The sequence below is a fragment of the Methylomonas sp. BG-2 genome, assembly GCF_057766305.1.
Genome location: NZ_JBYMAP010000122.1, coordinates 1 through 13041 on the forward strand (window position 1 = coordinate 1; position 13041 = coordinate 13041).

At 57.2% G+C, this 13041-nt stretch carries 11 protein-coding genes; 9 read left to right on the forward strand and 2 right to left on the reverse strand.

Annotated elements, in window-relative coordinates; genetic code table 11:
• Nucleotides 1–514: 514 nt before the first annotated feature.
• The 4 genes from AC3B8H_RS12850 to AC3B8H_RS12865 all read left to right on the forward strand — a co-directional run bounded on the left by AC3B8H_RS12850 (nt 515) and on the right by AC3B8H_RS12865 (nt 7981).
• Nucleotides 515–1468 (forward strand): HpcH/HpaI aldolase/citrate lyase family protein, encoded by a 954-nt coding sequence (locus AC3B8H_RS12850; RefSeq protein WP_488441948.1) that lies wholly within the window; start codon nt 515–517, stop codon nt 1466–1468.
• A 126-nt stretch (nt 1469–1594) separates the two neighbouring features.
• Nucleotides 1595–2776 (forward strand): malate--CoA ligase subunit beta, encoded by a 1182-nt coding sequence (locus tag AC3B8H_RS12855; RefSeq protein ID WP_488441949.1) that lies wholly within the window; start codon nt 1595–1597, stop codon nt 2774–2776.
• 9 nt (nt 2777–2785) lie between these two features.
• Nucleotides 2786–3673 (forward strand): succinate--CoA ligase subunit alpha, encoded by an 888-nt coding sequence (sucD, locus tag AC3B8H_RS12860; RefSeq protein ID WP_488441950.1) that lies wholly within the window; start codon nt 2786–2788, stop codon nt 3671–3673.
• Nucleotides 3674–3754: 81 nt separating this feature from the next.
• Complete coding sequence (locus AC3B8H_RS12865; protein WP_488441951.1) at nt 3755–7981, forward strand: DEAD/DEAH box helicase; 4227 nt, start codon at nt 3755–3757, stop codon at nt 7979–7981.
• Nucleotides 7982–7985: 4 nt separating this feature from the next.
• On the opposite strand, the gene AC3B8H_RS12870 is transcribed toward AC3B8H_RS12865, so the two are convergent.
• Both AC3B8H_RS12870 and AC3B8H_RS12875 read right to left on the reverse strand, forming a co-directional pair.
• Entirely contained in the window at nt 7986–8315 is a 330-nt protein-coding gene (locus AC3B8H_RS12870; protein ID WP_488441952.1) for a hypothetical protein, read from the reverse strand.
• Between the two features lie 58 nt (nt 8316–8373).
• Entirely contained in the window at nt 8374–8589 is a 216-nt protein-coding gene (locus tag AC3B8H_RS12875) for a hypothetical protein (protein WP_488441953.1), read from the reverse strand.
• Between the two features lie 174 nt (nt 8590–8763).
• On the opposite strand from AC3B8H_RS12875, the gene AC3B8H_RS12880 reads away from it, so the two are divergent.
• The 5 genes from AC3B8H_RS12880 to AC3B8H_RS12900 all read left to right on the forward strand — a co-directional run bounded on the left by AC3B8H_RS12880 (nt 8764) and on the right by AC3B8H_RS12900 (nt 12890).
• Nucleotides 8764–10914 (forward strand): adenosylcobalamin-dependent ribonucleoside-diphosphate reductase, encoded by a 2151-nt coding sequence (locus AC3B8H_RS12880; protein WP_488441954.1) that lies wholly within the window; start codon nt 8764–8766, stop codon nt 10912–10914.
• A 123-nt stretch (nt 10915–11037) separates the two neighbouring features.
• A complete protein-coding gene (locus AC3B8H_RS12885; RefSeq protein WP_488441955.1) occupies nt 11038–11721 on the forward strand; it encodes a TSCPD domain-containing protein in 684 nt (227 codons plus the stop codon).
• A gap of 88 nt (nt 11722–11809) precedes the next feature.
• Nucleotides 11810–12094: a hypothetical protein gene (locus tag AC3B8H_RS12890; RefSeq protein WP_150048336.1), complete on the forward strand. Its 285-nt coding sequence runs from the start codon at nt 11810–11812 to the stop codon at nt 12092–12094.
• Nucleotides 12091–12636, forward strand: a complete 546-nt coding sequence (locus AC3B8H_RS12895) for a toxin-antitoxin system HicB family antitoxin (RefSeq protein WP_150048334.1) — start codon at nt 12091–12093, stop codon at nt 12634–12636. The genes AC3B8H_RS12890 and AC3B8H_RS12895 overlap by 4 nt, the downstream gene beginning before the upstream one ends.
• Entirely contained in the window at nt 12636–12890 is a 255-nt protein-coding gene (locus AC3B8H_RS12900; protein ID WP_150048332.1) for a hypothetical protein, read from the forward strand. Before AC3B8H_RS12895 ends, AC3B8H_RS12900 begins: the two co-directional genes overlap by 1 nt.
• The last annotated feature ends 151 nt before the right edge of the window (nt 12891–13041 follow it).

Sequence of the window (13041 nt, forward strand, 5' to 3'; positions counted from 1 at the left end):
CCGCTGACATCGAATTCGATGCCGCGGGTTTCCGCCTCGCCGACCGCGTTGTTTTCACTCATGCGCAGCCTGTTGACTCTTGCGGATTGTTCCAATCCGCGCCCCATGGCATTCAACGTCGCCGTGGAGTCGCGCGGGGTTACCGCTGCTTTGAATGATTTTGGCGCGGGTTGTTTTCGTCAAAAGTGCGGTATATGCCCTATCCCTAGGGCATATACCTGGATTTTCGATTGAAACGTATCGATAGCGAAGGGTTCACCGCGACGGGGGTTACACCTCCCGCTATGCGGCCAGCCATCCTGATTCCGAAACCGTCTCGGCCAGCCGGGACGGGGTTTGGGCGCGCCGCCAAGTGGTTCGGGGATCGACGGGCATGGCGTTTGCTCCATGATAGTGCGCGCATCCGTCCGCAAGCGTTGACTTTGCACGTCCCGAAAGTAAAATGGCTGGCTATTTAAATGATTGCCGGAACAGCAAAAACAGCCGTTCGCTCACTAACCTTAGGAATTGATTCATGAGCCACACTCTTTACCAAGCCAACGCGCAACGCGTGCAACGCTGCGAACTGGCGGTGCCGGGTTCCAATCCGGACATGTTCGAAAAAGCCCTGAAAAGCGGTGTGGACTATATATTCTTGGATTTGGAAGACGCGGTCGCGCCGGACGACAAACTGCAGGCCCGCAAAAACGTGATTCAGGCGATTAACGATCTGGATTGGGAAGGCCACGGCATTACCCTGTCGGTGCGGATCAACGGCCTGGATACCCAATATATGGTGCGCGACGTGGTCGATCTGGTCGAACAGGCCGGCGCGAAGATTAAAACCCTGTTGGTGCCCAAGGTCGGCGTCTACAGCGACGTCTACATGGTGGACGCGATGCTGAGCCAGTTGGAAATGCAACAAGGCCTGACCAACAAAATCGGCATCGAAGCCTTGATCGAAACCGCGCTGGGCATGGCCAACGTCGAAGACATCGCCAAGCAGGGCGCGATCGGCGGCCGTTTGGAAGCCTTGCATTTCGGCGTCGCCGATTACGCGGCCAGCAACCGGGCCCGCACCGTCAATATCGGCGGCTTGAACCCGGATTATCCGGGCGACCAGTGGCATTTCGCGATCAGCCGGATGACGGTGGCTTGCCGGGCCTACGGCCTGCGGCCAATCGACGGTCCGTTCGGCGACATCAAGGACCCGGAAGGTTACAAAGCCGGCGCCCGCCGCGCCGCCGCGCTGGGTTGCGAAGGCAAATGGGCGATTCATCCGTCGCAAATCGCGCTGGCCAACGAAGTGTTCACGCCGCCGCCGGCCGAAGTCGAAAAAGCCAAGCGCATCCTGCAAGCCTTGAAGGAAGCCGCCGCCCAGGGCAAGGGCGCCGCCGCGCTGGACGGCCGTCTGATCGACGCCGCCTCCGAGCGGATGGCCAACAACATCGTGCGGATGGCCGAGGCGATCGCCGCGAAAACCCAATAAAAACATGTAGGTTGGGTTAGCCGATAGGCATAACCCAACACGACGGCTTTTAATGTTGGGTTACGCTTCGCTTTTATGCCCGAAGGGTAAACCCAACCTACATTTTCCAATTCCACGAGAGAACCCATGGACATTCATGAGTACCAAGCTAAGCAGTTACTGGCCGAATACGGCGTGAAAATCGCCGAGGGCGGCCTGGCTTACAGTCCGGAAGACGCGGTGCAACGCTCCCGCGAAATCGGCGGCCACGTTTGGGTCGTCAAGGCGCAGATTCATTCCGGCGCGCGCGGCAAAGCCGGCGGCATCAAGGTTTGCAAAACCCACGACGAAGTCAGTGCCGCGGCCGAAGCCCTGTTAGGTAAGCGTTTGGTGACCCATCAAACCGGCCCGGCCGGCAAACAATGTTTGCGCCTGTATGTGGAAGCCGGCGCCGACATCGTCAAGGAACTGTATTTCAGCTTGCTGATCGACCGCGCCCACGAGCGCATCGTCATGGTTGGTTCGGCGCAAGGCGGCATGGAAATCGAGGAATTGGCCGAGACCAACCCCGATGCGATCAAAAAAATCCACATCGAGCCGGCCGTCGGCCTGCAAGACTTTCAAGCGCGCGAGATGGCGTTCGCGTTGGGCATGACCGCCGACCAAGTGCCGCACGCGGTCAAATTGATCCAAGGCTGTTACCGGGCGATGCGCGATCTGGACGCCAATATGATCGAAATCAATCCGCTGGTGATTACCGGCCACGACGAATTGATCGCGCTGGACGCCAAAATGGGCTTCGACGACAACGCCTTGTTCCGCCGCCAAAAAATTTCCGAGTTGCGCGACAAGACTCAGGAAGACCCGCGCGAAATGGCGGCCGCCGACCGCGGCTTGAGCTACGTCGGCCTGGATGGCGACATCGGCTGCATGATTAACGGCGCCGGTTTGGCGATGGCGACGATGGACATGATCAAATTGGCGGGCGGCGAGCCGGCCAACTTTTTGGACGTCGGCGGCGGCGCTTCGGCCGAGCGTACCGAAAAAGCCTTCCGGATGGTGTTGCAGGATAAAAACGTCAAGGCCATGCTGGTCAATATCTTTGCCGGCATCAACCGCTGCGATTGGATTGCCGAGGGCGTCGTGCAAGCGGTCAAGAACATCGACATGAAGGTACCGCTGGTGGTGCGCTTGTCCGGCACCAACGTCGAGCAAGGCCGCAAAATCATCGAAGACAGCGGCTTGCCCATCATCACCGCCGACACCTTGGCGGAAGCCGCCGAGAAAGCCGTCGCCGCCCGCAACCAAGTCGTGGCCGCGCAAGGATAAGGAAACACTATGTCAATTTTCATCGATAAATCCACCCGCATCATCGTTCAAGGCTTTACCGGCAAGATCGGCAGTTTCCACGCCCAGGAAATGATCGACTACGGTTCCAATGTGGTCGGCGGCATTACACCGGGCAAGGGTGGTCAAACCCATTTGGGCCGTCCGGTGTTCAACACGGTCAAGGAAGCGGTCGAACAGGCCGGCGCCGAAGCCAGCATCGTGTTCGTGCCGCCGGCTTACGCGGCCGACTCGATCATGGAAGCCGCCGACGCCGGCATCAAATACTGCGTGTCGATCACCGACGGCATTCCGACTCAGGACATGATGAAGGTTAAGAATTTTCTCAGCAAATTCCCGAAGGAAAAGCGCATGGTGCTGACCGGCCCGAACTGCGCCGGTACCATCAGTCCGGGTAAGGCGATGCTGGGTATCATGCCCGGCCACATTTACATACCCGGTAGCGTCGGCATTGTCGGCCGCTCCGGCACTTTAGGCTACGAAGCCGCCGATCAAATGAAGCGCTTAGGGATAGGCGTGTCGACCTCGGTCGGTATCGGCGGCGATCCGATCAACGGCAGCTCGCACCGCGATATTCTGGAACGCTTCGAGCAAGATCCGGAAACCAAGGTGGTGATGATGATCGGCGAGATCGGCGGTCCGCAAGAAGTCGAGGCCGGCGTGTTCGCCAAGGAACACATGAGCAAACCGGTGGTGGCCTATATCGCCGGTTTGACCGCGCCGAAAGGCCGCCGCATGGGGCATGCCGGCGCGATCATTTCCTCGACCGGCGAATCGGCTGCCGAAAAAGTCGAACGGCTGCAAGAGCTGGGCGTGACCATCGCGCCGACGCCGGCGGCAATGGGCGAGACGATCGCCAAGGTGCTGGCCAAGCTGTAATTCCGGTCGGCGCAGCCGCCACCAAGCCCGCGGGATGCGGGCTTTTTTGTTTCTCCTGTTCCTTACGCCTAGATCCGCTTTATGACATCCGCATCGCAACGAGGCCAGTGTCTCGACCACTACCGCCGTCTACCGGCCGAGCATCAGATCATCGTGAAGCTGCTGGCGGTGTATTACGGGTATTGTTCGTTGACCACGCTGGCCAAGTGCCTGGCCAGTCTGGGGATCAAGGAAGGCGGCAAGATATTGAAGGCCGAGTCGGTCAAGGCCAGGATCAAACCGCTGATCGCCGCCGGTCTGCTCGAGGAAAATCCCCGGCCCGGCGGCACCCGTTGCTCGCGGGCCCTGGCCGAAGTCATCGTCCGGCAGATGGTCGACGACAACGAATTCGAACGCTACGCGGCCGTCGTCACCACCCACAATCCGCCCGGCCACGGTTATTACCGTTATAGCAGCGTGGACGATTGCATCCGCGAGGCCAGACTGTTTTTTCATCGCGGCGATTACGCGCAAGTCGCCCAATGTTTGAAGATCGGCGATCACTATCCCGGCAAAATTCCGGACCCGATCGATTTGTATCTATCCTGGTTTCTGAATCCACTGGATCTGGCCGGATTCGCCCGCCAACACGGCCCGCTATTGCTGGAAATGGCCGGATTCGCGGCGATGCATCAGCTGGTTTATCTGTACGCCAATCCCGACCTGCAACAGCTTTACCGGCACCTGCTGGATACCGACAAGGGCCGCGAGGATGGCCTGCTGCCGCGGGTGGTGCTGGAGTTGAAACTGCTGGAGGGCGACTGGGACGGCGTGGCCGCCACGGTGCAAGGCGCCGAAGATCCCGAACTGCAGGCCATCGCGGCGATGCTGGCGTTTCTGCGCGGCGAGGCCGCCGCCGCGCTGGCGGGCTACGACAAAGCGCTGGCCGGATATCGCAAGCTCAGCGGACAACGCAACATTTATTTTTACGGTTTGGCGGGGGTATTTTATCCGCTGGCCATCCTCAAATACGGCGACACCAAACTGCGCGCCAAATTGGCAACCTTGCTGAATCAAGCCGCTAAGCTTGGCGGTCCCTGGACCGGCGTTTATCACTATCTGGCGGTATTCAACCAGTTTCTGCAAGGCGATTTATCGGTACGCGATCAATTGTTACGGCTGGAGTTGCCGTTCCGGCTTAGCGGCGGTTTTCGCGACAGCGGCACGCCGGACGGCATCCACGCCACCTCGTTGATCCAGTATGTGCTGTTGCTGGTGATCAAGTCTTGGGTCAAGGTCGACTTCATCGATCGGGTCGATCCGTTGGAGCAAAAACTCTACAGCCGCCTGCAGGCCAACGGCTATCGTTGGCCGGCGGCGGAATTGGCCAAGATTTTCGCCGGCATCGAGCTGCCGCGCGCCAAGCAATGGGACGCCAGCTTCTTCGCCGAGGATCGAAACCCGTTAAGCGCGCTGTTCGTCAGTCGCGCCGACTGGGAAGTGGCCCTGGATGCGCTGCTGAATTTGCCGCTGGCCGATAAAAAACCGGATTCGGCCGCCAGTGACAAGGCATTGCGCTTGGTTTGGCTGATCAGCCACGACGAGAAGAATCACCGCATCGAAATCGAGCCGCGCGAGCAAAAACAACAAGGCAAGGGCGGCTGGAGCAAGGGCCGGGCCGTGGCGTTGAAACGTCTGGCCCAGGAAACCGCCGGTTTCGATTACCTAACCGAGCAGGACCTGAAAATCTGCGCCCATATCAAGGAATACCGCGATAGCGGCTGGTACGGCAGCAACACCTTTTTCGGGTTCGATGCCGGCACGCCGCAGGCGCTGATCGGCCACCCCCTGGTGTTTTGGGCCGACGCGTCGGAAGTCCGGGTCGAAATCGTCAAGGGCGAGGCCGAACTGCGCGTCAGGAAACTGGGCAAGGACGACCGGATCAAGATCAGCCTGGAGCCGGCACCCGGTTTCGAGCAAAAGTTTTATATCGCCAAGGAAGCGCCGACCCGCTTGAAAGTGGTCGAATTTACCGCCGAACACCACAAAATTTACGGCGTGTTGGGTCCCAAGGGCTTGGAAGTACCGATGTCCGCCCAGGAACGGGTGTTGCAAACCCTGACCGGCATTTCCGGGCTGTTGACCGTGCATTCCGACATCGGCGGCAGTTCCAGCAGCGCGGAACAGGTCGAGGCCGACCCGACCCCGCGCCTGCATTTGCTGCCGCACGGCGACGGCCTGCGCGTGGCCTTGCTGGTGCGGCCCTTCGCCAACGGCGGCGCCTATTTTCAGCCCGGCCAGGGCGGCGAAAGCGTGCTGGCCGAGATCGACGGCAAAGCCTTGCAGGCCGCGCGCAATCTGCGCTTGGAAAAGCGCCGGGCCGAATCGGTGTTGGACGCCTGTCCAATTCTGGCCGACGGCGAGCGCGACAGCGCCGGCGACTGGCTGCTCGACCATCCGGAAACCTGCCTGGAACTGCTGCTGCAAATCCAGGCCTTGCCGGAGGGCCAGGCGATCTTGGAATGGCCGGAAGGCGTGCGCTTCAAGGTCTTGGGCCAATCGACCGGCAAGGGCCTCAGCCTGCAAATCAAGCGCGACAACGACTGGTTCAGCTTGCAGGGCGAGCTGAAGGTCGGCGACGACACGGTGCTGGACATGCAGCAATTGCTGGGTTTACTCGACAACCGCCAGGGCCGTTTTTTGCAATTGAAGGATGGCCAGTTCATCGCGTTGACCGACGAATTCCGCCGCCGCCTGGAAGATTTGAAAGCCTACGCCGATCTAAGCGGTAAAAAAGTCCGTATCAATCCGCTGGCGGCGCTGACGCTGGAAGACTGGGAAGACGAGGTCGGCTTCAAGGCCGATCAGCATTGGCAGGCGCACATGCAGCGCTTGCAGGCGTCTCGCGATTACCAGCCGCAAGTGCCGTCCACCTTTCAGGCGGAATTGCGCGACTATCAGATGGACGGCTACCGCTGGCTGGCGCGACTGGCGCAATGGGGCGTCGGCGCCTGTCTGGCCGACGACATGGGCTTGGGCAAGACCGTGCAGGGACTGGCCTTGCTGGTCGAGCGCGCGCCGCTGGGACCGGCCTTGATCGTCGCTCCCACCTCGGTCTGCGCCAATTGGGAAAACGAAGCCGCCCGCTTCGCGCCGACGCTGAATCCTATCGTGCTCGGTACCGGCGACCGCCAGCGCTTGCTGGAAAATCTGCAAGCCTTCGATCTGTTGATTTGCAGCTACGGATTATTGCAACAGGAGCAAGTGGCCGAGATGTTGGCGAAAATCGAATTCGGCACCGTGATTCTCGACGAGGCGCAGGCCATCAAGAACGTCGCCACCCGCCGCTCGCAAGGCGCGATGAATTTACAGGCCGGTTTCAAGCTGATCATGACCGGCACGCCGTTGGAAAATCATTTGGGCGAGTTGTGGAATCTGTTTCGCTTCATCAACCCGGGCCTGCTCGGTTCGCTGGAACAATTCAATCAGCGCTTCGCCGGACCGATCGAACGCGAACGCAGCGCCGAAGCGCGCTACCGCTTGAAGAAATTGATCCAGCCCTTCATCCTGCGCCGCACCAAGACCCAGGTGTTGCAGGAATTGCCGCCGCGCACCGAAATTCCGATCTACGTCGAACTCAGTCCGGAAGAGACCGCGTTTTACGAGGCCTTGCGCCGCGATAGCCTGCGCGCGCTCAGCGCGGCGGAAGGCCCGGCCGGCCAACGCCATCTGCAGATCCTGGCCGCGATCACCAAATTGCGGCGCAGTTGCTGCAACACCCAGCTGGTCAATCCGGACCTCGCCTTGCCCAGCAGCAAATTGGCCGCCTTCGGCGAAATCGTCGACGAATTGCTGGATAACAAACACAAGGCGCTGGTGTTCAGCCAGTTCGTCGATCATTTGCAATTGATCAAGCAATACGTCGAGCGGCGCGGCATTCGTTACCAATATCTGGACGGCTCCACGCCGGCCAAGGAGCGCCAGTTGCGGGTCGATGCCTTTCAACGCGGCGAAGGCGAATTGTTTTTGATCAGTCTGAAAGCCGGCGGCGTCGGTCTGAACCTGACCGCCGCCGACTATGTAATTCACATGGACCCGTGGTGGAATCCAGCCGTCGAGGATCAAGCCTCTGATCGCGCCCACCGGATGGGCCAGCAACGGCCGGTGACGATTTACCGGATGATCGCCAAGCAGACCATCGAGGAAAAAATCGTCGCGCTGCACGGCCACAAGCGCGACTTGGCCGATAGCCTGCTCGACGGTGCCGACTTGAGCGGCAAGGTCTCCGCCAATGAGTTGCTGGACTTGATGAAGGCCGAAGTCGCTTAGCGGCTCATTGCCGCCTTAAATTATGCTTCTTGCGAGTGATGGCGCGGTCGGCCTGGTTTTGCTGGTGCGTCAAGCGCGCCCGCTCCGCATTCGTCACCACGCCGTCGGCTTCGGCATTGGTTTCCAGGCGTTCGATTCTGTTTTGCTGATGTTCCAGGCGGGTGGCTTCGCGCGTCGTCAATGCGCCGGAGGCTTCGCCTTGTTCGATACGGCGGTCTTGAATAGCTTGACGTTGATCGATGCGCGGCGGGGCCGTGCCGGCCAGGCTCGGTTGGCTGAAGCTGATCTCGGCCAGCAGGGCAGTGGTGCTAAAAATCTTGGCGATGGTGTTCATCGGTGGCTTTCCTCGTTAGTTTATTGAACTCGGTCTATCGGTCGGGCGCCGGTTGGCGTCAAACCGGCAGGCCCATTTTAGACGCTACCATTAAACCTTTCTTAACCCGGCCAGCACTTGCACGAATCGATTCGGTTTTAACTCCGCGCGCTAACTCCTTGAACTGAAAAGCCTGCCCGATTTTTCTTCCGCGCGGCGTAAAAAGTTCTGCGGATATCACAATATATTGTGCTAATATTTTTCCAGCATCACTACATGCAGTAGCGCAAGCCATTGCAGTGTCTTCGCTTTAATTCGCAATAAACATCAATATCTTACAAGCGCAAAGGCCGCCGAATCCGCCGGTTCCGGACACTATCGGTTCTCGGTATCGCGTTTGCAGGCTTGTGAAACTCGCTCCGTCGAGTGGGTTCGTCCAGTAACCATCAGACCAAAAGGGAATCCGCGCATGACCGCAAAACTTTCCGTTGTACCGTCCACCGACACCGATATTCCGCTGCAAAGCGCCTCCCTGGACATCTGGGACAGCAAATATCGTTTGAAGACCAAGGACGGCAAGGCCATCGACGCCAGCATCGACGACACTTACAAACGGGTCGCCCGCGCGTTGGCCGACGTCGAAAAAACCAAGGCCTTGCGCGAACAACATTACAAGGAATTCCTATGGGCCTTGCGCCAGGGTGCGATTCCGGCCGGGCGCATCGTTTCCAACGCCGGCGCGCTGGAGCATAAACCGGCCACGTCCACCATCAATTGCACCGTGTCCGGCATCATCGAAGACTCGATGGACGACATTCTGCATAAAGTCCACGAAGCCGGCCTGACCCTGAAAGCCGGTTGCGGCATCGGCTACGAATTCTCGACCTTGCGGCCGCGCGACGCCTATGTATCCGGCGCCGGCGCCTACACCTCCGGGCCGCTGTCGTTCATGGACATCTACGACAAGATGTGTTTTACCGTGTCGTCGGCCGGCGGCCGCCGCGGCGCGCAAATGGCCACCTTCGACGTGGCCCACCCGGACGTGGTCGATTTCATCCGCGCCAAACGCGAAGACGGCCGCTTGCGCCAATTCAACCTGTCGCTGCTGATCACCAGCGAATTCGTCGAAGCGGTGAAAAACAACGGCCCGTGGCCGCTGTCGTTCCCGATTACCGAGCGCGAACTAACGGCCGACCAGATCGATCTGGACGACGCGGCGAAAGTGATCTGGCGCGATCTGCCCAACAAAAAAGGCTATGTGGTCAACGACGCCGGCCTGGTGGCCTGCCGGATCAGCAAGGTGATGCCGGCCCGCCGCTTGTGGGACATCATCATGTCCTCCACCTACGATTACGCCGAACCCGGCTTTATCCTGATCGACAAGGTCAACGAGATGAACAACAACTGGTTCTGCGAGCACATCCGCGCCACCAACCCCTGCGGCGAGCAGCCGCTGCCGCCCTACGGCTCCTGCCTACTGGGCTCGATCAACCTGACCCGCTTCGTCGAACAGGCGTTCAGCGAGCAGGCCCGCTTCAACTGGGACGATTACCGCAAGACCGTGCGCATCTTCACCCGCATGCTGGACAACGTGGTCGAAATCAACGGCCTGCCGCTGCAAAAACAGCGCGACGAAATCACCGGCAAGCGCCGCCACGGCATGGGTTATCTGGGCCTGGGTTCGACCATCACCATGCTGGGCCTGAAATACGGTAACGCCGAATCGCTGGACTTCACCGAGGAAGTCACCAAGGTCATGGCAGTGGAAGGCTGGAAAACCGGCCTGGAATTGGCGAAAGAGAAAGGCCCGGCACCGATCATGGAGCAATTGTTCGAAGTCACCGGCGAGATGCTGCACAAGCGCCCGGAAATGACAGCCGACGGCTACAAACTCGGCGATCAGGTCCCCGGCCGCGTGCTGCACGCCAAATACAGCCGCTACATGCAAAAACTGGCGCAAGCCGAGCCGGAGCTGGTCGCGCAACTGGCCGAAACCGGCTGCCGCTTTACCCACCACAGCTCGATCGCGCCGACCGGCACCATCTCCTTGTCGCTGGCCAACAACGCCAGCAACGGCATCGAACCCAGCTTCGCCCACCACTATTCGCGCAACGTGATCCGCGAGGGTAAAAAGTCCAAGGAAAAAATCGACGTGTTCTCGTTCGAGCTGCTGGCCTACCGCCATCTGGTCAACGCCGACGCAATACCTTACAGCGACGATCCAAAACAGCAATTGCCGGATTACTTCATCGCCGCCGACGACATCAGCCCCAAGCAACACGTGGACATCCAGGCCGCCGCCCAGCGCTGGATCGATTCGTCGATCTCCAAAACCGCCAACGTGCCGACCGATTACCCCTACGAAGACTTCAAGTCCATCTACGAATACGCCTACGAACAAGGCCTGAAAGGCTGCACCACCTTCCGCTTCAACCCGGAAGTGTTCCAGGGCGTGTTGGTCAAGGAATCCGATCTGGAAAACACCACCTACCAGTTCACGCTGGAAGACGGCCACGTGGTCGAATTCAAAGGCAACGAGGAAGTGGAATACGACGGCGAAATCCACACCGCGGCCAATTTGTTCGATGCGTTGAAGGAAGGCTATTACGGGAAGTTTTGATCTTAAAAAACGTAGGTTGGGTTAGGCGCTAGCCGTAACCCAACACGAAGGCCTTAAATGTTGGGTTGCGCTGCGCTTTTATGCCCGGCGGGTAAACCCAACCTACAGAATTCGGAAAAAACCATGACCCTACACAAAATCACCAAAAAAATCGTCGGCTACAAAGTGCTGAGCAAAGACAGCGCGGAAGCGGTGCAACAACCGGAAGCGGAAAAGCCGTCGCTGGAGTCGATGCACGAAAACGTCGAACGGCCGGAAGTGCTGGTCGGCTCCACCTACAAAATCAAGACGCCGCAGTCCGAACACGCCTTGTACATCACGATCAACGACATCATCCTCAACCAGGACACCGCCCACGAAGAGCGCCGGCCCTACGAAATCTTCATCAATTCCAAGAACATGGAGCATTTCCAATGGGTATTGGCGTTGACGCGGGTTATTTCGGCGGTATTCCGCAAGGGCGGCGACGCCACCTTTTTGGTGGAAGAGCTGAAAGCGGTGTTCGACCCGCGCGGCGGTTATTTCAAAAAAGGCGGCGTGTTCATGCCGTCCTTGGTCGCCGAAATCGGCTCCGCGATCGAGTCACACCTAAAGCATATCGGCATGATCAAGCCGGAGAAACTCAGCGATCATCATCAGCAGTTGTTGGACGAAAAGCGTCGAGAGTTCGAGGCTTTGCACGGTTCCAGCGAGGGGCAGGCGTTTCCGGAAAAGGCGGTTCTCTGCAATAAATGTTCGACCAAGGCGATGGTGTTGATGGATGGGTGTATGACTTGTTTGAATTGTGGGGAGTCGAAGTGTGGGTGATGTTGAGCCTGTAAGCAAGATATGTGACGTTTTTTATCTACCAAATGCTTCAGAAACGTTATACTAGACACTACTGGTGATGTCATCCATGAAAAAATTTGATAAATTGCTTAGAGAGCTGGAAGACATGGCCAGTGGCGCAAACACTTCGTGCAAAGACTTTACCGGATTGTTAAAAAAACTTGGTTTTGACATTGAAGATTGTGAAAGTGGCGGTCATAAAATTGCAAAGCATTCAGCCATTAAATTGCTTGAATATCCCGATTACAACTGTGGACATAATCCAGGAACACATGTTAAACGCGTATACGTAAACAAATTATATAAATTTGTTAATAATTATAAAGATGTTATCAAGGAGCATTTAAAATGAAATTCGATCCAGAAGCATACACTATTTCAATTCGTAAGGAAGAACATTATGGTGAAATTTTGTATGTTGGCAGAGTATCCGAATTTCCAAACATTAGCTCATTCGAAGAAACCTTTGAAGAAGCTAGGTCGTTAGTTATTGATGCCATTAAAACTCTGAAAAAAATAGCTGATGAAACACAGGCTGAGTTACCGAAACCTTATCCAGTACCATCAGATGAGTTTAGCGGTCGTGTTACGCTGAGATTGCCAAAATCCTTGCATGCAAAAGTATCAAAATTTGCAGAACAAGAAGATGTGAGTGTTAACCAATATTTAGTTACTGCTATTGCAACTTATGTCGGAGAAACGGATGGCATATCTAAAGTTGTCTCTGCAGCAACTGTTTCGGTTGGTCAAATAATTCATCATGCGATCAACACTGCGGTTACCACTGTCGCATCATGGATAACTATTCCGAGTTCAGGGAATGTGGTTATTACTAAATATGACAAAACACCTTACTTAACACTACCCTCAGGGTATAGCGGAGGGACACAATAATGGCTGAAGTAAAACAAATAGCGTACACAAACAAGGAACTATTATTACTTCTCTTGAAGGATCAAGGAATTAATGAAGGTAACTGGATATTGGGAGCTCAATTGACTTTTACTGCTATGAATATTGGCCACTCACCTGATGGCTCTGATGTATCACCTGCAGGTGTAGTCGGTGTTACCGGTGTTGTTATTGAGCGAGTTCCTGAGCCATTGCCGTTTTCGATAAATGCCGAAGAAGTGAATCCTACTAAATAGCCGCGTAAGGTGGGCACGGTTTCTGTGCCCACGCGGAATTTAAAACTTGTATGAATATTGTTTCGCTATCGCGAAGCCTGATTTAACGCCGGTTCGCGGACCGGCAACCGCGATACTTTCTTTTGTTTGGCCAAAAGAAAGGGCCGTAGGA

Excerpts from the sequence above, each read along its gene's own strand:
- AC3B8H_RS12880 (WP_488441954.1), top strand. The coding sequence starts at position 8,764 with ATGACCGCAAAACTTTCCGTTGTACCGTCCACCGACACCGATATTCCG.
- AC3B8H_RS12890 (WP_150048336.1), top strand. The coding sequence starts at position 11,810 with ATGAAAAAATTTGATAAATTGCTTAGAGAGCTGGAAGACATGGCCAGT.
- AC3B8H_RS12850 (WP_488441948.1), top strand. The coding sequence starts at position 515 with ATGAGCCACACTCTTTACCAAGCCAACGCGCAACGCGTGCAACGCTGC.
- sucD (WP_488441950.1), top strand. The coding sequence starts at position 2,786 with ATGTCAATTTTCATCGATAAATCCACCCGCATCATCGTTCAAGGCTTT.
- AC3B8H_RS12885 (WP_488441955.1), top strand. The coding sequence starts at position 11,038 with ATGACCCTACACAAAATCACCAAAAAAATCGTCGGCTACAAAGTGCTG.
- AC3B8H_RS12875 (WP_488441953.1), bottom strand. The coding sequence starts at position 8,589 with ATGGCTTGCGCTACTGCATGTAGTGATGCTGGAAAAATATTAGCACAA.
- AC3B8H_RS12865 (WP_488441951.1), top strand. The coding sequence starts at position 3,755 with ATGACATCCGCATCGCAACGAGGCCAGTGTCTCGACCACTACCGCCGT.
- AC3B8H_RS12870 (WP_488441952.1), bottom strand. The coding sequence starts at position 8,315 with ATGAACACCATCGCCAAGATTTTTAGCACCACTGCCCTGCTGGCCGAG.
- AC3B8H_RS12855 (WP_488441949.1), top strand. The coding sequence starts at position 1,595 with ATGGACATTCATGAGTACCAAGCTAAGCAGTTACTGGCCGAATACGGC.
- AC3B8H_RS12895 (WP_150048334.1), top strand. The coding sequence starts at position 12,091 with ATGAAATTCGATCCAGAAGCATACACTATTTCAATTCGTAAGGAAGAA.
- AC3B8H_RS12900 (WP_150048332.1), top strand. The coding sequence starts at position 12,636 with ATGGCTGAAGTAAAACAAATAGCGTACACAAACAAGGAACTATTATTA.